This is a genomic window from Kribbella sp. NPDC003505 (genome assembly GCF_040610875.1).
Taxonomy (GTDB): domain Bacteria; phylum Actinomycetota; class Actinomycetes; order Propionibacteriales; family Kribbellaceae; genus Kribbella.
On sequence record NZ_JBEXNA010000010.1, the window covers coordinates 187,987 to 205,731 of the forward strand.

The window sequence follows — 17,745 nt, forward strand, 5'->3', positions numbered from 1 at the left end:
ACAGGATGGGGCGGGTGACCGACGAACGGATTGTGGGGACGCCGCACGGTGAGGCCCGGATCGTGGCGCACCGCGCCCGGCGGCCGGTGGCGACGCTGGCTCTGGGGCACGGCGCCGGGGCCGGGATCGAGTCGGGTGACCTGGTCGCGCTGGCCGCCCGGCTGCCGAAGCAGGACATCAACGTGTTCCTGATCGAGCAGCCCTGGCGCCGCGCGGGCCGCAAGCTGGCACCGGCGCCGAAGCTCCTCGACGAGGCCTGGATCGCGATCATCGGCCAGCTCCGGGTCCGGACGCCGCTGGTGATCGGCGGCCGGAGCGCCGGCGCCCGGGTCGCCTGCCGGACCGCCGGCAGCCTCGGCGCCTCCGGCGTCCTCGCACTGGCCTTTCCGCTGCACGCGCCCGGGAAACCGGAGAAGTCGCGGGTCGCCGAGCTCCAGTCCGCCGGGCTGCCGACGCTCGTCGTCCAGGGGGAGCGGGACCCGTTCGGCACCCCGGAGGAGTTCCCGCCGCTGACCGAGATGGCCGTGGTCCCGGATGCCGACCACTCGTTCAAGGTGCCGAAACGGGCCGAGCTGGACCAGCAGGAGGCGTACGACCTGCTGGTCGAAGCCGTGTTCGAATGGGTGATCCGGGAGATCTCCGGCTGAGCCGGTCCGGACCGCGGGAATGCCCCCGCGGCCGGGCGTGTTGTGGTGGACATGATGGCGACGAGAGAGGCTCCCGCGCGGAGTACTGGGAAGACCCCGGTATTCTCGATCCCGATGCCGACTCCCACCACGACCGAGACACCCGAGCAGCGCACCGCGCGGTTCGAGCGTGAAGCGCTGCCCTTCCTGGACCAGATGTACGCCGCGGCGATGCGGATGACCCGTAATCCGTCGGACGCCGAAGACCTGGTGCAGGACACCTTCGCGAAGGCGTACAGCTCGTTCCACCAGTTCACGCCGGGCACCAACCTGAAGGCGTGGCTGTACCGGATCCTGACGAACACGTTCATCAACGGCTACCGGAAGCGGCAGCGCCAGCCGACCCAGTCGCCGACCGAGGAGATCGAGGACTGGCAGCTCACCGCCGCCGAGTCGCACACTCCCGGCGGTCTGAAGTCGGCCGAGGCGGTCGCGCTCGAGCACCTGCCCGACTCCGACATCAAGTCGGCTCTGCAGTCCATCCCGGAGGACTTCCGGCTGGCCGTGTACCTGGCGGATGTCGAGGGCTTTGCCTACAAGGAGATCGCCGAGATCATGGGCACACCGGTCGGCACCGTGATGTCACGGCTGCACCGCGGCCGGCGCCAGCTGCGTGACCTGCTCGGCGACTACGCCCGGGACCGCGGTCTGATCCCGGCGGAAACCGGCACGGACGCGGCCGGCGCGAGCACCGACCGAGCTGCGGAGAAGGAGGAGTCGTGAGCTGCGGCGAGCCCCACGACGTCGACTGCGGAGAGATCCTGCAACGGGTTTACGTCTTCATCGACAACGAACTCGAGGACGCCAGTTCCGACGAGATCCGCCAGCACCTCGAAGAGTGCGCCCCCTGCCTCGACGAGTACGACCTGGAACGCTGCGTCAAGAAACTGGTCCACCGCTCCTGCGGCTCCGACCACGCCCCCGACGCCCTCCGCCAGAAAATCCTCCTCCGCTTAACCCAAATCCAGGTGGAAACAACCATCACCACCACGGATTGATTCGTTCGCCGTCTCAGATGGAGTTGGCGTCGAAGTGGTAGCGGTAGCTTTCGCCGCCGTGGAGTTTCTCCAGTAGCTCACGCGCGTCCGCGAGGTAAACGTCGGACACATTCCGGAGCAACGTCAATGCGGTGTTCAGCTGCTCGGCCGCGGCATCGCGGTCCCCGCGAGCAGCATTGATTTTCGCGAGTTCGACGTACAGCCGTCCTTCGCGGTCGTGGTCGCGGGCAGTTCGAGCCATCAGCAATCCGGTCTCGATGTGGGAGGCCGCCCGGTCGAATTCGCCCTGGGCGGCATAGCTGATGGCGAGCAGATGGTGGCTTTCCCCTTGGAAGGTCGCGTCACCCAGCTCCGCCACGAGGCGCAGACTGCGCAGCGCCATCTCCGCGGCGTCCTGATACCGGCCGACGTGCACATGGGCGAAGGCCGCGTTCTGGTATCGCTTGAAAACCGAGCGGGGGTCACCCGATCGCCGGGCCAGCCCGATGCCCTCGGCGAAGGCCTCGTCGGCCCGATCGAAGTCGCCGGTGCGGTCGTAGAGTCCAGCGACCGCTGTCAGGGCGACGCCTTCCAGCGTTGTGTCCCCGAGTGTGCGACTCAGGTCGAGCGCGGTTCGGGCATACACCAACGCCTCGTCGATTCGTCCTTGCAGGCCGAGCAGGTAGGCCAGCGATGAGCAGCACCGAGCCTGGCCGAAGAGACCGTCGATCGCCCGGAACATGTCCAGCGCAGTCAGGATGTAGCTGATTGCCGTTGCGGTGGCACCGGTCTCGGCCTCCGGGATGGCAACGTCGTGCTGAAGCCAGGCAGCGGTCTCAGGCCGCCCATGGCGTTCCGCGAGCTCGACTGCTCCCAGCCCCAACTCGCGCATCTCCGCCCAGCGTCGGCGGGACTCGTGGTAGCCGAAGAGGGCCAGCGCCAACTCGGGGAACACCACGGAATCTGCAAGGCTCGACTGCCGCGCCTGGCGGACGCGGTCCATCAGGTTCCGCTGCTCGGCGTCGAGCCAGCGCAGGACATGTGCCCGGTCGCGGAACGTGGGCACGGCCTCGCTGTGGACAGTTGCCAACGGCATCCGAGGGCTGGTCGGGTGGGTGAGCGACTGGCACGCCCAGCCGACAGCGACGTAGAGGCGAACGATTCGGTCGAGCGCCCGGTCGCGCTCCGTCGCGGTGAACGTCTGATCGGCGATCTCCCGGCCGTACGCGCGGATCAGGTCGTGGAACCGATAGCGTGCCGGGGCAACGGACTCCAGCAGGTTGAGGTCGACGAGGCGCTCGAGGATCAGATCTGCCTCGCGCGGCGAGATCTCGAGCAGGGCCGCGGCGACCGCAGTCAGCAGGTCGGAGCCGTCCGGAACGCTCAGCATCGGAAGGGCCTGTGCCGCCCGGCGGTCGAGATCGCGGTCGCTGGTCTCGAGGAACCGCACCGAGCTGGCGATACTTGCGCGCACCCCGGTCTCGTCGGACCCCAGGCTGTCGAGTCGCCGCTCCTCGTCCTGCAACAGGTCGACGAAGTGCTCAAGAGGCCAGGTCGGCCGGGTCGCCAGCCGACCGCCGATCAGGCGGATCGCCAGTGGCAGGCGACCCGAGTAGGCGGCCAGGACATTGGCGGCCGCCGGGTCGGTGACGACGCGTTCCTGGCCGACCACGCCGGCGAGGAGGTCGACGGACTCGGACTCGGACAGTGCGTCGAGCCGGATCTGCCGAGCCCCCGGCAGATCGGCCAGCGAACCCCTGCTGGTGATGATCGCGGCCGATCCCGCACTCCCGGGGAGCAACGGCAGGATCTGGCGAACGTCCGCGGCATTGTCGAGCAGCATCAGCACGCGCCTGCCTGCCAGCTGGGAACGCAGCAGAGCAGCGGCTTCCTCGATGTCGTCGGGGACCGATTGCGGTGTCAGGCCGAGTGAGCGCAGCAAATGGCCCTGAGCGTCGGAAACTGTCATCGGTGTGCCCGGACCGTAACCGCGGAGATTGAGATAGAGGTGACCGTCCGGGTAGCTGTCGGTCAACCGGTGTGCGACGTGCACGGCCAGCGTGGTCTTGCCGATACCGCCCATCCCGGTCAGTGCGACCAGGCCCACCGCGGGTGCGCTGGACCGGCCGGGATCGCGCAGAACCGCCATGATGGCGTCGATCTGCGCACTCCGGCCCGTGAAATCGGGCGCGGCCGGCGGTAGCTGCCACGGTGTCGGCGGCGGCTCGGCGGTCGCCTGATCCTTCGGCGTGGCTGGAGCCTGCGACCGGCGCTTGCCGCGGGCAACGGCGAGGAACCGCTCGGCTTCGCTGCTGGTGAGGCCGAGCGCAGCAGTCAGGGATCGGACGGTGTCCGTGCGTGGGCGGGTGCGGGTGCCGCGCTCGAGGACGCTGATGGCCTGTTCGCTGAGGCCGGCCTTCTCCGCGAGGGCGGCCTGGGTGAGGCCGGCGCGGACACGGAAGGTACGGAGGAGCTCGCTCAGCGTTGACGCCGCCGACTCGCTCATCTCCCTACCCCTCCTCGGATCCAGGCCCGATATCGGTCAGTACCGGAAACTTCCGCGGCCAACTCTAGAGGGATCCGCCGGCGATCGTCGGCTGTTGTCCACAGCCCTGGTGACGGGTGGCGAATGTCTAACGATCGTTTGAAAGATAGCATTCAGTATGCGGTCGGAGACTCTCCGAATACAGAACCTCTGGTTAAAGTGGTCTGCTGTAAAGCTGTGACCAAATCGCAAAGACCCCGGATTTCTCCGAGGTCCTCGCTGTCTGTAGCCGCCTTCGTTCAGGCGTTCGGGCGCTTGCCGTGGTTCGCGCCCTTCTTCTTGCGTGCGCGACGCTTCCGGCCGGTCTTTCCCATTCCTAAGCCTCCTTGAAACAACTGCAAAGAGTCACAGTCTCTCATATCACGCCAGGATCCTCACTTCGTCCGGCGGGTCACGTTTGGGCTTACAGTGTTTCGGCGCAGGCCTGATGAGCAAAATTCAGACGAGTCAGCGAAGTGTTGTCTGCCCCCCTACGTCCGGTGATCACTTGGCGTAAGACTGCGACCGCTGATCGGAGGTGACGTGTCGTGTTCGGTAGTGACGCCTGGGAGTGGTGAAGGTTAGAGTTCACGCGTGAACAGCCGCTGGCCGCTCCGCTTGACGGTGACGTTCAGCGCCGGTATCGCGCTCGTGGCTCTAGTCGTCGCGCTGTTCCATACCAGGCCTGACGCCGCCACTCTGGCGTTGGGTCTGTTGTTGCTGGTCGGTGTCCTGCTCCGATCGAAAGTCGGCCCGGTTCGGGCCTCATTGGACTATGTGGTCGGTATCGCCCTGTTCTTGTTGTCGGGCCCGGCCGCAGCGGTTGTCGTATCAGTCCTGTTGCCGCTCACTCAGGATCGTCGCCTGCCGCTGATGCGACGGGTCTTCAACGGGGCGATGGCTGTCCTGTGTGCCACCGCCGCCGGTCTGGTATTCGTCAGGGTCGGTGGTGTTCGTGGAGCTGCTGTCTTGGACGCACCGGGTCGTGCCCTGGTTGCGGCGACGGCGGCAATCATCACCTGGCTCGCGGTGAGTGCTGTCCTGATGTGCTTGGTGCTGTGGCTGGACCGTGGCAAGACCTCACCACTGGACTTCCTGCGCCATGTCGCTGCGCCGACGGTGCTGCCGATGATGGGTTACGGACTGCTCGGTGTGCTGCTCGCCGTGGTCTGGCTGAGCGGCCTCGGCATCATCGCGGTGTTCCTGGTCGTCGTGCCGCTGCTGGTCGCGCGCTGGACCCTGACCCTCTACGAGGCCGAGCGCGATGCGCAGGCGGCGACCATGCGAGCCTTCATCCAGGTCATCGAAACCAAGGACCTCTACACCAGGGGCCACTCGGAGCGGGTCAGCGCGGGGGTCGGCCAGCTCGGACGGCAGCTCAAACTCAGTGGCGACCGTCAGCAGGCGCTGGAACACGCCGGCCTGCTGCACGATGTCGGCAAGGTCGGCGTCCCGACCAGCATCATCCAGAAACCGGGCCGGCTGGACGACTCGGAGATGGACGCGATCCGGTTGCATCCGGCGCGTGGCGTCGAGCTGATTGGCAACATCCCGTTCCTCGAGGAAGTGAAGTCGGCGGTCCTGCACCACCACGAGAAATACGACGGCACCGGCTATCCGGCCGGGCTGAGCGGCACGAACATCCCGTACTTCGCCAGGATCATCGGGATCGTCGACGCGTTCGACTCGCTGACGTCGACGCGGTCGTACCGTCCCGCGCGCGGCGTCGAGGAGACTCTCCAGATCCTCCTGCAGGATCGGTACACCCACTTCGACCCGCTCCTCGTGGACGAGTTCGTCGAGGTGATCCGCAAGGAGGGCTGGAAGGCCGCGGCGGCCGAGCAGCCGGCACCCGACGGGAGTATCCGCGGCACGATCGACCACGACGACCTGAGCCTCGGCAGCGGCGGTGGCGCGTCCGGCTCGGCGGCTGCACCGGAGGCCTAGATGATGGCGGACATGCAGGAAGGAGCGGAGCTGCGCCGGCTGGGCAGCGGGGTCGTGATCATCGTGGCCGGCTGTGTGGTCGGCCTGATCGCGCTGGCGATGACCGTGCGCCGAGGGCTCACAGCATGGCCTTACGCGGTGACTTTCGGCCTGCTGGTGGCCGTCGGTGAGATGATCCAGTTCCGTGTCGACCGGAGTCGCAACCGTGCTCCGATCGCGACCAGCGCCGCGTTGGGGTACGTGCTGCTGCGTCCACCCGAGGTCGAGATCCCTCCTGAGGTTGCGCAGGTCATCGCCGTGACCGGAGTCGCGACGCTGGTCGGGGTGCTGCCCCGGATGATCGCGGGCCTGCGGTGGGACATGGTGGTCTCCTCCCGGCGCCTGCTCTCGGTGGCGGCGGCCGCGGCGGTCTTTTCGGCGATCGTTCCCTCCGACCTGTATTGGGACGGCTCCTTGACCGCCGCGATCGCGTTGACCGGGGCGATGTTGCTCGCGGTGTTGTGTGCGGTGGTGATGGATGCTCTGGTCGGTGCGGGGCAGGCGACCGAACAGTACAACCAGCCTTTTCCGGCGGCTTTGCGGGACGAGGCGATGGTGGCCGCGCGGATCGGGATGGCGATGGGTATCAGCGGCATCCTGCTGGCGATCGGGACCTCGCTGCTCGGGCTCTGGGGGCCGCCGTTGGTCGTCGTGCCGCTGATCCTGACGCAGTTCGCGTTCCGGCGGTTCGCCTCGGCGCAGCGGACCTACCGGACGACTGTGCGCTCGATGGCCCGCAGCACCGAGATCGCGGGCTTCAGCAGTCCGGGGCAGAACGCGCGGACGGCGAAGCTGGCGGTGGCGCTCGGGTACGACCTGGGCCTCACGCCGCGGCGGATGGAGGCCTTGGAGTACGCGGCGCTGTTGTCCGGAGTGGGGCAGTTGGCGCTGGCGGATCCGAGTCCGGGTGGGGCTTCGTTGTTGCGGACTCGGGAGGAGCGGCAGCGGGCGGCGGAGATCGGGGCGTCGGTGATCGAGCGGTCCGGGGTGCTGGACCATGTCGCGGAGATCGTCCGGCACTCCAACGATCCGTACCGGCACGGGCGGGCGAACAACCCGGCGATCCCGGTCGAGAGCGGGATCGTGAATGTTGCGCTGGCCTACGAACAGCTGGTGGGGGAGGGGTCGGGCCAGTCGCCGGACAAGGCGATGGAGTCGATCGGGCTGGGGATCGGCGCGGAGTACGACCCGGTGGTAGTGGATTCACTCCGAAGGATCGTCGGCCGCGGGTTCCGGTTCTGAGAGCTCCCGGCTCGCCTGAGGCGACAGCCGGAGCAACGCGGGTGTGCCGGCGCAGGGCTCCAGATCGTCCCAGACCGGCGCGGTCGTGGCGGGGACGCGGCCCGAGGCGCCCATCCCGGCGTACAGCAGCAGGCCGGCGCCGGCCGCGATCAGCACGTCGCCGGGGCTGACCGCCTGTCCCAGACCGGGAAGAGCGACGGGTACGACGTCCCCGAGCCACGGCAGCCGGGTGGCGGCATTCGAGACCTCGTGGCGCGGATCGGTCAGCACCGCGTCGCCGACGCCGGCGCGCGCCAACGCGGCCAGCGACACCGGCATCGCGCCGTTCAGCGCGACGACGACCGCGTTGCCGAAGAAGCCCAGTGCCAGCAGGCCGACGCCGGGGTGCCGCAGGTTCATCCGCAGGAAGACCGCGATACAGACCGCGGAGCCGAGTAGCCCGACCGGGTACGCCGTCCCGCCGAACAGGGATCCGAGGAGCTGGCCGATCGCGGCCGCGGCCAGCCAGTGCACGCCGGTCAGCGTGTTCGTGGCCAGTCGGCCGAACCGTCCGCCGGTCGCGAGCGCCGCCCCGGCAGCGAGCACCATGACGAGGAGGACCAGCAGCACGGTGCGATTCTGCCGAATCAGCGGCCCGAAACCGGGCAAGCTGACCCCGCAGCGTGTCGACTTAACTGCAAATGGTGAGGGCGGCCCGGGACGCCGGGCCGCCCGCACCGGAGGTCAGGACTTCGCGGTGGCCGTTCCGCCCTCGTCGACGATCTCCGGCAGGTCGTGCACGCCGGGGTCGCCGCGGTCCGCGACGAAGTCGCTCGGGTGCGTGCTGTCCGTGCCGTCCGGCACCTTCACGGCCCGGAACACGAGCGTCAGCACGACCACGACGACCACGTTCAGCACGAACGCGATCAGCGCGATGTACGCCGGGGTGGTGGTGCCCGGGATGTTCGCCAGCGAACCGCCGAAGTGCTTCTTCGTCGCCGGGTTCACCACGTTGTACGCCGTGATCGTGCCGTACAGCATCGCGACCGCCCAACCGGCCAGCAGCGCGTACCGGTGGAACCAGCGGGTGTACAGACCGACCACGATCGCCGGGAACGTCTGCAGGATCCAGATACCGCCGAGCAGCTGCAGGTTCAGCGCGACGGTCTTGTCCATCCCGAGCACGAACACCAGCGCGCCGACCTTCACCAGCAGCGACGCCAGCTTGGAGACCTTCGCCTCCTGCGCGGGGGTCGCCGACGGCTTGATGAAGTCGCGGTAGATGTTGCGGGTGAACAGGTTGGCCGCGGCGATCGACATGATTGCCGCCGGCACCAACGCGCCGACCGCGATCGCCGCGAACGCGATCCCGGCGAACCAGGCCGGGAACTCCTGGTCGAACAGCCGCGGGATCGCCAGCTGCGGGTTCGCCAGGCCGTCCAGGCCCTTGATGTTGACGTTCGCCTTGATCGCCATGAAGCCGAGCAGGGCGAGCAGCCCCAGCAGCAGCGAGTACGCCGGGAGCAGCGTGGCGTTGCGCCGTACGACGTTGCGGGTCTTGGTCGACAGCACCGCCGTCACCGAGTGCGGGTACATGAACAGCGCCATCGCGGAGCCGAGCGCCAGCGTCCAGTAGGACACGTAGCCCGCCTCACCCGGGATGAACACCCCGGTCGGCTTGCCGGTCGTCGGGTTCGGCTTGGCCAGCTTCTCCTGCGCCGCACCGAAGATCGAGTCCCAGCCGCCGAGCACGTGCGGCAGGTAGAAGATCGCGACCAGGATCACCAGGTAGATCAGGATGTCCTTGACGAACGCGATCATCGCCGGCGCCCGCAGACCGGAGGAGTACGTGTACGCCGCCAGTACCGCGAAGGCGATCAGCAGCGGCAGGTCCTTGGCGAGCGTGTTGTTGCCGCCGAGGCCCATCGTCTCGAACACCGCCTGCATACCGACCAGCTGCAGCGCGATGTACGGCATCGTGGCCAGGATGCCCGTCACGGCCACGGCCAGCGACAACGCCTTGCTGCCGTAGCGGCCGCCGACGAAGTCGGCCGGGGTGACGAACCCGTGCCGGTGCGAGACCGACCACAGCCGGGACATGAAGACGAACACGATCGGGTAAGCGACGATCGTGTACGGCACCGCGAAGAAGCCGCTGATCGCGCCGGTCGCGTACATGGCGGCGGGCACGGCGATGAACGTGTACGCCGTGTAGAGGTCGCCACCCAGCAGGAACCAGGTGATGAACGTGCCGAAGCCGCGTCCGCCCAGCCCCCACTCGTCGAGGTTGTCGAGGTGGCCGGCGCTGCGCCACCGGGACGCCATGAAGCCCATCACCGTGACGGCGCCGAAGATCAGGATGACGATGATCAGCTGCACCCAGTTGACATCGGTGTTCACTGGTCGCCCTCCTTCGCGCCGGCGCCGTCCGCGGCCTCAGGGTCACCAAGCCCCTGGGCCGCCCGCCGCTTGCGTTCCTCGGTGCGGATCAGCCGGTAGCTGATGCTGACCAGGATCGCGGACAGGAACACCCACATCAGCTGGTACCAGTAGAAGAAGGGGAAACCCCACAGGTGCGGGTCGGGCTTGGCGTACGTCGGTACGAGCAGCGGTAGGACGACCGCTGCCGCCAGAAGTACGCCGGAGATCCAGTACGCGGGTCTGACCGCGGACAATCGGGACACTGCAACCTCCTCGGGACACAACAGGCGCAACCGAGCACGCTACCGTTCGGCCGGAGCCGCCACTAGACCATCAGGTTGGTGCATGGATAACGAAAAGGCATGGTTCGTACGGCGCGTCGTGCTGTCCGTGCTGTTCCTCGTCGTCGTTGCCGTGCCGCTGTATCCGGAGCTGTTCGGGCTGGACGAGGTGACGCCGTTCGCCCAGCTCGCCGCGTTCCGTCCCCAGGGCCTGGTCGTCGTGCTGGTGCTGTCGCTGCTGATGCTGGTACGTCGGGGGTGGCGGATCGCCGCCGCGCTGGTCGCCGTCCTGGCGCTGGTCGGTGCCGGGCTGACCGCGCCGCGCCGCCTGTCGGCGGCGCGTCCGGCGCCGGCCGGGGCGCGGGTGCTGACGATCATGGTCGCCAACGTGCTCGGCGGCGGAGCCCGCGCGGCGGACGTGGCGCAGCTGATCCGGGACCACGAGCCGGACCTGGTGTCGTTGCCGGAAGCCCAGGCCGACGTCCGGGAGGAGATCCGGGCGCAACTGCAGGACCAGCAGTACAAGGGGTTCACTGCCCAGCCGAGCAGCGCGGTCGAGAGCGCGACGAGCGTGCTGGTCGCGTCGTCACTCGGCGCCGTCACGTTCGGCTCGGAGAGCGGCACCACGTTCGGCAACATCGTGGTCACCGGCGGCGACCTCGGCCCGATCCGGCTGATCGCGTACCACGGGTACCCGCCGTTGCCGGACGCGGTGACGACCTGGACGAAGGATCTGCAGACCGTCCGCGGGTGGTGCGCGCAGGACCCGCCGACGGTCGTCGCGGGCGACTTCAACGCGACCCTCGACCACGCGGACTTCCGGCAGGCGCTGGGCGGCTACTGCCGCAGCGTCGGGCCGACCGTCGGCGGCGGGCTGCGCGGCACCTGGCCGGCCGACCAGCCGGCGCTGCTGCGGACGCAGATCGACCACGTCGTGGTGTCGCGCCAGTTCCAGCCCGGCGAGTTCTCGACGTACCCGATCCAGGGGACCGACCACCGGGCCGTGGTCGCGACAGCCGCAATAGAGGGCTAGGACGGATTCGTGGCCGGCCGGTAGATGTACGGCTGGGAGGCCTGCACCGCTTCGGTCAGCATCAGCAGCAGGTCGGCCCGGGCCTCGATCGGCCGGCCGAACAGCTCGTCGTCGCCCGGGATCGGGAAGCCCTTCACCCCGATCGCGAGCTGGCTGAGCAGGACGTGCAGGACGCCGCGGGCGTTGAACACGTTCGGCGTCGGCCACTCGGGCAGCGTCTCGTGCATCAACGGCTGCTGGGCGGCGGTCGCCGCGATCGGCTTCAGCCAGCGCTCGAGCTCGTCGCTGGTCAGCATGTTCCGGTGCAGGACCGTCATCACCGCGTGCGCGACCCGGTCGTGCTCCTCGTGCACCCAGCGGTACGGCGTGTCCTTGACGATCCGGTCCGCGAGGACGTCGAGCAGCGCCCGCAGGACGCCGGTGTCGCAGTGCCGGGACCGGGCCAGCGCGCCGATCGCGTCGGCGCCGTGCGCGACGGCATGCGCCCAGCCGCAGTCCTCGACGTACCCGCGCAGGTCGCGCTCGCGCAGCAGCCAGGTCGCCAGCCGGTCGCCCCAGCGCATCACCACCTCGTCGTGCACCAGGAACTCGGCGTTGTCGCGGTGGATCACCTCCGCCAGCGTCAGCGCGGTGAAAGAGCGCCGGAAGACCGTGTCCGTGCCGTCCTCACCCAGCCCGTAGTTCAGTCCGGCGCAGAGGCCGTCACCGAAGCCCGGCAGCAGGTCGTCGTACACCCCACGCTCGAGCCAGGTGGCGAGCGTCGGGTAGGCGAGCGCGTCCCGGACCTGCGGGTTGGTGCTGGCCAGCCCGCGGACGAGCTCCTCGGTGAGGTCGGTCAGCGTACGGTCGTGCGGTACCGCGTAGTCCGCGGCCATCACGTCCTGCCAGTACGTCGACTCCACCCGAGCATCCTTTCATCTGTAGCTGATCAATCAACACCCGCACACGCCCACTTGTCGAGCGGACCACCCCGGGAGCTGGTACAAGCCCTCGGTAGCATCGGAACGTGCCGTCTTTGACCGATGTGGCGCGCAACCACACCACGCTCGACCAGGCCGACCTGGACCGCCTGCAGCTGCTCGTCTCGGATTGGCAGATGCTGGCCGACCTGTCGTTCGCCGATCTGGTGCTCTGGTTGCCCGACATCGAGGGGCTGGGGTTCTGGGCCGGGGCGCAGATGCGGCCGACGACCGGCCCCACGGCGTACCTCGACGACATCGTCGGCAGCTTCATCCCGCGCGGCCGCCGGCACCTGCTGGACCAGGCGTACGACGGCGGCCGGATCTGCCGCGAGGGCGATCCGGAATGGCGCGACGACGTACCGGTCCGGGTCGAGACGATCCCGGTCCGCCGCGGCTCCCGGGTGATCGCGGTGATCGCGCGGAACACCAACCTGCTCGGTGTCCGGACGCCGTCCCGGCTGGAGATCGCGTACCTGCAGAGCGCGACGGATCTGGCCCGGATGATCACCGACGGCATCTTCCCGTACGGCGGGGAACGGCTGCTGTCCACCACACCACGCGTCGGTGACGGCTGCATCCGGGTCGATCGGCACGGGATGGTGACGTTCGCGAGCCCCAACGCGTTGTCCGCGTACCGCCGGATGGGGCTCGTCACCGACCTGGTCGGCTCGCGGCTCAAGGACGTGACCGCCGAGCTGCTGCAGTCCGGGCACAAGGTCGACGACGTGCTCGCGTCGGTGGTCACCGGGCGCGCGGCCAAGGAGATCGAGATCGAGAACTCCGACGCCACGCTGTTCCTGCGCGCGATCCCGCTGCGGGCCGACGGACAGCACGTCGGGGCGCTGATCCTGCTCCGCGACGTCACGGAGCTGCGGAGCCGGGAGCGGGAGCTGGTCACCAAGGAGGCGACCATCCGGGAGATTCATCATCGCGTCAAGAACAACTTGCAGACGGTCGCGGCGTTACTCCGGATGCAGGCCCGCAGGATCACCGTCCCGGAAGGGCAGGCCGCGCTCGCCGAGGCGGTCCGGCGGGTCGGGTCGATCGCGATCGTGCACGAGACGCTGTCGGAGTCGTTCGACGAGCACGTGGACTTCGACGACGTGGCCGACCGGGTCGGCGCGATGGTCGCGGACGTGTCGACGGTCGCGACCGCCGTGGAGACCCGGCGCAGCGGATCGTTCGGCGTCCTCGACTCGGAGATCGCGACCCCGTTGGCGATGGTGCTGACCGAACTGATGCAGAACTCGGTCGAGCACGCCTTCGGCGCCCGCGACGGGGCCGAGACGAGCGGGACGATCGAGCTCACCGCCGAGCGCTCGGTCGGCCGGCTGCACATCGACGTGATCGACGACGGCAAGGGCCTGCCGACGAACTTCGACTCCGAACTGTCCGGCAATCTGGGCCTGTCCATCGTCCGCACGCTGGTTCTCGGTGAACTCGACGGCACCTTGGAGTTCGGCAACCGCCACGACGGCCGTCCCGGTACCCAGGTCACCCTGGACATCCCGGTGAAGGACTGACGGCCGGGGAAACACAAAGGCCCCGCGGTACTTTCCGCGGGGCCTCGAAAGAGGACTTGCTCAGGCGGTGCGGATGCGTTGCCGGGCATTGCGGCGCTTCAGCGCGCGACGCTCGTCCTCGCTCAGGCCGCCCCAGACACCGTGGTCCTGGCCGGCTTCCAGTGCCCACGCGAGGCACTGCTCACGCACGTCGCAGCGTCGGCACACCTGCTTGGCCTCTTCGATCTGCATGATCGCGGGCCCGGTGTTGCCGATGGGGAAGAACAGTTCCGGGTCCTCGTCGAGGCATACGGCCCGGTGGCGCCAATCCATGGCGGATCCCATCTCTCTCAGTAGTTGACGTAGGCTGACGGGTAGGTCTGTGCCCAATCAGCGGTGCTGTACTCGTCGGTTCGTGAGGCACGGGGGTCGGTGCCGCGTCTTGTTGTGAACGCTTTCACGAACGAGACCATGTTCCCAATCTTGGGGGATCGAAACAAGGGTTATGGAGTTGTCGATCCGATCACAACGCTTCCTTAACACTTCGAACTGGCACACGGCGGTTCTCTCCATCCGGTAATCGGACGGAGCGGCCATTCCGCAAGCACCCGTTCACTGCAAGTAACCGCTGCAACCTTCTTTTGGTTACGCACAACCTCAACTCCCTGTAGGGCCGAGGCTCACGGACCCACCCGGACACCGGGCACTAAGCTGGCGAAGTGCCGACCGACTCCCCAGCTGCCGCAGTCCCGAGACCGCTCAAATTAGCCGCGGCAGTGGTCGCTGTGGAAGGGCTCGTGCTCATCGTTCTCGGAATTGCCGAAGCCTTGACGATTCACAGCTCCCGGCTGGTGCTCGGACTGACCACCGCCGGCTTCTTCCTGGTGTACGGCGCGGCGCTGGTCCTGGTCGCTGTCCGTGGCCTTTGGCGGGCCCGCCGGTGGAGCCGCGGCCCGACCGTGTTCACGCAGCTGATCCAGCTCCTGGTCGCGTACAGCGTCTGGAACGGCGGCGCCCCGGCGATCGCGGTCGTGCTCGCCGTACTGGCCGTCGTGGTCCTGGTCTGCCTGTTCCAGAAGGCGTCGTTCGAGGCCCTGATCGGTGGTAGCTCCAACGACCACCCGGTCCTCTAGCTACTCCTTGAGCAGGCCGGTGCGCAGCTCGGTGAGGGTCCGGGCGAGCAGCCGGGAGACGTGCATCTGCGAGATTCCGATCTCCTCGGCGATCTGCGACTGCGTCATCCCGCGGAAGAAGCGCAGCGTGAGGATCCGCTTCTCCCTGGTGTCCAGCTGCGCCAGCAGCGGTTTCAGCGACTCCCGGTACTCCACGCTCTCGAGCGCCTCGTCCTCGCCGCCGAGGCCGTCCAGGACCGTCGTCGCGTCGGTCTCGTTCTGATCGGGAGCGTCCAGGGACAGCGTGTTGTAGGCGTTCGCGGACTCCAGGCCCTCGATCACCAGATCCGGCGACAGCCCCAGGCGCTCCGACAACTCCGCCACCGTCGGGGCCCGGCCGAGCTCCTGCGTCAGCTCGGCGGTCGCCGCGGTCAGCGACAGCCGCAGCTCCTGCAGCCGCCGCGGCACCCGGATCGCCCAGCCCTTGTCCCGGAAGTAGCGCTTGATCTCGCCCAGGATGGTCGGCGTCGCGTACGTCGAGAACTCGACGCCGCGGTCGGAGTCGAACCGGTCGATCGCCTTGATCAGGCCGATCGTGGCCACCTGGACAAGGTCGTCGTAGGGCTCGCCGCGGTTGCGGAACCGGCGCGCCAGGTGCTCCACCAGCGGCATGTGCAGCGCGACCAGACCCTCGCGGGCTGCTGCGGACGCCGGATCGCGACGGCCGGGCGCCATCTGCTGGAACAGTGCGGCGGTCCGGGTACGCAGATCAGGGGAGTCCTGGGACTCGCCCAGGTGCTCGTCGGTCACGCGGTCTCCGTCGCGGTCGCGGTCGCCGTGACGGTGATGGTCAGCCGGCCCTCGACGGTCTCGGCGGCGGCCGACTCCACCAGTGCGGTCAGCACGGTCCAGCCGAACGAGGTGGTGTCCGGGCGCCAGCCGTTCGGTACGACGGCGCTCGTCCGCACCGTCAGCTGCGGCGGCGCGATCTCGAACACGCACTCCAGCACCCCGTCGGCCGACTGCGGCAGCAGCAGCGAGCAGGCCTCGTCGACGGCGATCCGCAGGTCGTCGATCGCGTCCAGCGTGAAGTCGTTGCGGGCCGCGAGGTTGCCGACCACCGACCGGGGCACGGCGATGTAGGCGCCGTCCGCCGGGATACTCAGGCGGACCTCGGCGGCTCGTCCCGTGCTGCTCACATCGTCTCCCTCGGATCGACCTCCCACGCCGTACATCATCCAACCTCAACGCGTTCGATGCACGGCGGGCGGGGCCGACCGGGGCGAGAAAATTCTGCTACGGGTGGTCGTGCTCCGACCGCAGCCGGGACAGGAAGGCCTGCGTGCGGGAGTGCTGCGGGTTCCCGATCACGTCCTTGGGCGGGCCGGCCTCGACCACGACACCGCCGTCCATGAACACGACCGTGTCGGCGACGTCGCGGGCGAACGACATCTCGTGGGTCACCACGATCATCGTCATCCCGTCCAGGGCGAGCTCCCGCATCACCGCGAGCACCTCGCCGACCAACTCGGGGTCGAGCGCCGACGTCGGCTCGTCGAACAGCATCAGCTTCGGCTGCATCGCCAGCGCCCGGGCGATCGCGACCCGCTGCTGCTGGCCGCCCGACAGCTGGGACGGGTAGGCGTTGCACCGGTCCGCGAGGCCGACCCGGTCGAGCAGTTTCATCGCCCGCTCGCGGGCCGCCTTCTTCGACTCGCCCTTGACCTGCGTGGGCGCCTCGATGATGTTCCCCAGCGCGGTCATGTGCGGGAACAGGTTGAACCGCTGGAACACCATCCCGATCTCGCGCCGCTGCGCCGCGATCTCCTTGTTCTTCAGGCGGTACAGCTTCCCGTTGCGGTCGGCGTACCCCATCAGCTGGTCGTCGACCCAGATCCGGCCGCCGTCGATCGTCTCGAGCTGGTTGATGCATCGCAGGAAGGTCGTCTTGCCGGAGCCGGACGGGCCGAGCAGACACACCACCTGCCCGCGATCGACATCCAGATCGATGCCTTTCAGCACCTCGTTGTGGTGGAAGGACTTGGTCACGTTGACCGCGTGGACCAGCGGCATCAGGCGCCTCCTGCCCCGGCCGGCCGCGCGGCTCGCGGCGCCTTGCCGGTCCCGAATCCCCGACCGAAGTGCCGCTCGAGGAAGTACTGCCCGACCATCAGCACGCTGGTCGCGGCCAGGTAGAACAGCGTCGCGGCGACCGCGATCGGGAACGTCTTGTAGAACGTGCTGCCGATCGACTGCAGCTGGTAGAACAGCTCGCCGATCACCGGGACCGCGAGCAGCAGCGAGGTGTCCTTCAGCATCGCGATGGTCTCGTTGCCGGTCGGCGGCACGATCACCCGCATCGCCTGCGGCAGCACCACGCGGCGCATCACTTTGCCGTTGCTCATCCCGAGCGCCTCCGCGGCCTCGGCCTGGCCCCTGTCGACGCTGAGGATGCCGGCCCGGGCGATCTCGGCCATGTACGCCGCCTCGGACAACCCGAGACCGATGACACCGGCAACGATCCCGGTGAACACCTGGTTGGCGTCCAGGGTGAAGAACCGCCAGTCGCCGGACATCCCGAGCCAGTCGATGATCTTCCAGTCGAACGGGATCCCGAACTGGATGCCCTCCGGGAACAAGATCCCCAGCGTGCCCATCGTGAACAGCAGGATGTACCGCGGGATGCTCCGGAAGAACCAGGTGAACACCCAGGCCACGCCGGACAGGATCGGGTTGTCGCTCAGCCGCATCACGGCCAGCACCACACCGCCGCCGACCCCGACGATCATCGACAGCGCGGTGACCAGCAGCGTGCCCTTGAGGAACCCGTTGATCACCGGCCGCTGGTTCATCGCCTCGAAGACGAAACTCCAGTCGAACGCCTTGTTGGTGACCAGCAGGTGCACCAGCATCGCGAGCAGCACCGCGATCACCGCGATCGCGACCCAGCGGCCCGGATGCCGGACCGGTACCGCGTCGATCGCGCCCGGCCGCTCGGGAGCATCCTGCGGCCGGGCTTCAGTTTCGGTACTCATGACGA

18 protein-coding genes are annotated in these 17,745 nt (G+C 68.4%); 8 read left to right on the forward strand and 10 right to left on the reverse strand.

The genetic code is table 11. The annotated features are described in order from the left end of the window. Positions 1-5: 5 nt before the first annotated feature. The 3 genes from ABZX12_RS30625 (at position 6) to rsrA (ending at position 1,684) form a co-directional block, all read left to right on the forward strand. The gene (locus ABZX12_RS30625; RefSeq protein ID WP_355698807.1) at positions 6-647 is read left to right on the forward strand and encodes an alpha/beta family hydrolase; all 642 of its coding nucleotides are present in this window, start codon (positions 6-8) and stop codon (positions 645-647) included. A gap of 114 nt (positions 648-761) precedes the next feature. After that, a complete protein-coding gene (locus ABZX12_RS30630; protein WP_355698809.1) occupies positions 762-1,409 on the forward strand; it encodes a sigma-70 family RNA polymerase sigma factor in 648 nt (215 codons plus the stop codon). Continuing rightward, the gene (gene rsrA / locus ABZX12_RS30635) at positions 1,406-1,684 is read left to right on the forward strand and encodes a mycothiol system anti-sigma-R factor (protein ID WP_355476190.1); all 279 of its coding nucleotides are present in this window, start codon (positions 1,406-1,408) and stop codon (positions 1,682-1,684) included. Before ABZX12_RS30630 ends, rsrA begins: the two co-directional genes overlap by 4 nt. 13 nt (positions 1,685-1,697) lie before the next feature. Here the strand turns inward: rsrA and ABZX12_RS30640 are convergent, their stop codons facing one another. After that, complete coding sequence (locus ABZX12_RS30640) at positions 1,698-4,169, reverse strand: NB-ARC domain-containing protein (protein WP_355698811.1); 2,472 nt, start codon at positions 4,167-4,169, stop codon at positions 1,698-1,700. 612 nt (positions 4,170-4,781) lie between these two features. On the opposite strand from ABZX12_RS30640, the gene ABZX12_RS30645 reads away from it, so the two are divergent. Next, on the forward strand, positions 4,782-6,134 hold the full coding sequence (locus ABZX12_RS30645; protein ID WP_355698813.1) for an HD-GYP domain-containing protein: 1,353 nt from the start codon (positions 4,782-4,784) through the stop codon (positions 6,132-6,134). A 12-nt stretch (positions 6,135-6,146) separates the two neighbouring features. After that, positions 6,147-7,415, forward strand: a complete 1,269-nt coding sequence (locus ABZX12_RS30650; RefSeq protein WP_355698815.1) for an HD domain-containing phosphohydrolase — start codon at positions 6,147-6,149, stop codon at positions 7,413-7,415. Here ABZX12_RS30650 and ABZX12_RS30655 read toward each other — a convergent pair. The 3 genes from ABZX12_RS30655 to ABZX12_RS30665 all read right to left on the reverse strand — a co-directional run bounded on the left by ABZX12_RS30655 (position 7,377) and on the right by ABZX12_RS30665 (position 10,078). Further along, a complete protein-coding gene (locus ABZX12_RS30655) occupies positions 7,377-8,024 on the reverse strand; it encodes a DUF5317 domain-containing protein (RefSeq protein WP_355698817.1) in 648 nt (215 codons plus the stop codon). The genes ABZX12_RS30650 and ABZX12_RS30655 overlap by 39 nt on opposite strands. A 114-nt stretch (positions 8,025-8,138) precedes the next feature. Further along, entirely contained in the window at positions 8,139-9,794 is a 1,656-nt protein-coding gene (gene mctP, locus ABZX12_RS30660; RefSeq protein ID WP_355698819.1) for a monocarboxylate uptake permease MctP, read from the reverse strand. Next, the gene (locus ABZX12_RS30665; RefSeq protein WP_355698821.1) at positions 9,791-10,078 is read right to left on the reverse strand and encodes a DUF3311 domain-containing protein; all 288 of its coding nucleotides are present in this window, start codon (positions 10,076-10,078) and stop codon (positions 9,791-9,793) included. Before ABZX12_RS30665 ends, mctP begins: the two co-directional genes overlap by 4 nt. A gap of 82 nt (positions 10,079-10,160) precedes the next feature. On the opposite strand from ABZX12_RS30665, the gene ABZX12_RS30670 reads away from it, so the two are divergent. After that, positions 10,161-11,129, forward strand: a complete 969-nt coding sequence (locus ABZX12_RS30670) for an endonuclease/exonuclease/phosphatase family protein (RefSeq protein WP_355698823.1) — start codon at positions 10,161-10,163, stop codon at positions 11,127-11,129. Here the strand turns inward: ABZX12_RS30670 and ABZX12_RS30675 are convergent. Further along, on the reverse strand, positions 11,126-12,031 hold the full coding sequence (locus ABZX12_RS30675) for a DUF2785 domain-containing protein (RefSeq protein ID WP_355698825.1): 906 nt from the start codon (positions 12,029-12,031) through the stop codon (positions 11,126-11,128). The two genes, ABZX12_RS30670 and ABZX12_RS30675, sit on opposite strands and share 4 nt — an antisense overlap. Positions 12,032-12,135: 104 nt before the next feature. On the opposite strand from ABZX12_RS30675, the gene ABZX12_RS30680 reads away from it, so the two are divergent. Then, positions 12,136-13,614: a histidine kinase N-terminal domain-containing protein gene (locus tag ABZX12_RS30680; RefSeq protein WP_355698827.1), complete on the forward strand. Its 1,479-nt coding sequence runs from the start codon at positions 12,136-12,138 to the stop codon at positions 13,612-13,614. A 60-nt stretch (positions 13,615-13,674) separates the two neighbouring features. Here ABZX12_RS30680 and ABZX12_RS30685 read toward each other — a convergent pair whose 3' ends face one another. After that, positions 13,675-13,926 (reverse strand): WhiB family transcriptional regulator, encoded by a 252-nt coding sequence (locus ABZX12_RS30685; protein ID WP_130383822.1) that lies wholly within the window; start codon positions 13,924-13,926, stop codon positions 13,675-13,677. A gap of 464 nt (positions 13,927-14,390) precedes the next feature. On the opposite strand from ABZX12_RS30685, the gene ABZX12_RS30690 reads away from it, so the two are divergent. Further along, entirely contained in the window at positions 14,391-14,726 is a 336-nt protein-coding gene (locus tag ABZX12_RS30690; protein ID WP_355698829.1) for a hypothetical protein, read from the forward strand. On the opposite strand, the gene ABZX12_RS30695 is transcribed toward ABZX12_RS30690, so the two are convergent. From ABZX12_RS30695 to ABZX12_RS30710, 4 genes are all read right to left on the reverse strand, one after another. Next, positions 14,727-15,515, reverse strand: a complete 789-nt coding sequence (locus ABZX12_RS30695) for an RNA polymerase sigma factor SigF (RefSeq protein ID WP_355698831.1) — start codon at positions 15,513-15,515, stop codon at positions 14,727-14,729. It abuts the gene before it with no gap. Further along, complete coding sequence (locus ABZX12_RS30700) at positions 15,512-15,904, reverse strand: anti-sigma regulatory factor (protein WP_355698833.1); 393 nt, start codon at positions 15,902-15,904, stop codon at positions 15,512-15,514. Before ABZX12_RS30700 ends, ABZX12_RS30695 begins: the two co-directional genes overlap by 4 nt. A gap of 97 nt (positions 15,905-16,001) precedes the next feature. Next, complete coding sequence (locus tag ABZX12_RS30705) at positions 16,002-16,778, reverse strand: amino acid ABC transporter ATP-binding protein (RefSeq protein ID WP_355698835.1); 777 nt, start codon at positions 16,776-16,778, stop codon at positions 16,002-16,004. Next, on the reverse strand, positions 16,778-17,740 hold the full coding sequence (locus ABZX12_RS30710) for an amino acid ABC transporter permease (protein ID WP_355698837.1): 963 nt from the start codon (positions 17,738-17,740) through the stop codon (positions 16,778-16,780). Before ABZX12_RS30710 ends, ABZX12_RS30705 begins: the two co-directional genes overlap by 1 nt. Positions 17,741-17,745: the final 5 nt, after the last annotated feature.

Bases quoted from the DNA above. Each gene is read 5' to 3' on its own strand.
- ABZX12_RS30650 (WP_355698815.1), top strand. From the start codon at position 6,147: ATGCAGGAAGGAGCGGAGCTGCGCCGGCTGGGCAGCGGGGTCGTGATC.
- ABZX12_RS30705 (WP_355698835.1), bottom strand. From the start codon at position 16,778: ATGCCGCTGGTCCACGCGGTCAACGTGACCAAGTCCTTCCACCACAAC.
- ABZX12_RS30685 (WP_130383822.1), bottom strand. From the start codon at position 13,926: ATGGATTGGCGCCACCGGGCCGTATGCCTCGACGAGGACCCGGAACTG.
- ABZX12_RS30670 (WP_355698823.1), top strand. From the start codon at position 10,161: ATGGATAACGAAAAGGCATGGTTCGTACGGCGCGTCGTGCTGTCCGTG.
- ABZX12_RS30625 (WP_355698807.1), top strand. From the start codon at position 6: ATGGGGCGGGTGACCGACGAACGGATTGTGGGGACGCCGCACGGTGAG.
- ABZX12_RS30640 (WP_355698811.1), bottom strand. From the start codon at position 4,169: ATGAGCGAGTCGGCGGCGTCAACGCTGAGCGAGCTCCTCCGTACCTTC.
- ABZX12_RS30630 (WP_355698809.1), top strand. From the start codon at position 762: ATGCCGACTCCCACCACGACCGAGACACCCGAGCAGCGCACCGCGCGG.
- ABZX12_RS30710 (WP_355698837.1), bottom strand. From the start codon at position 17,740: ATGAGTACCGAAACTGAAGCCCGGCCGCAGGATGCTCCCGAGCGGCCG.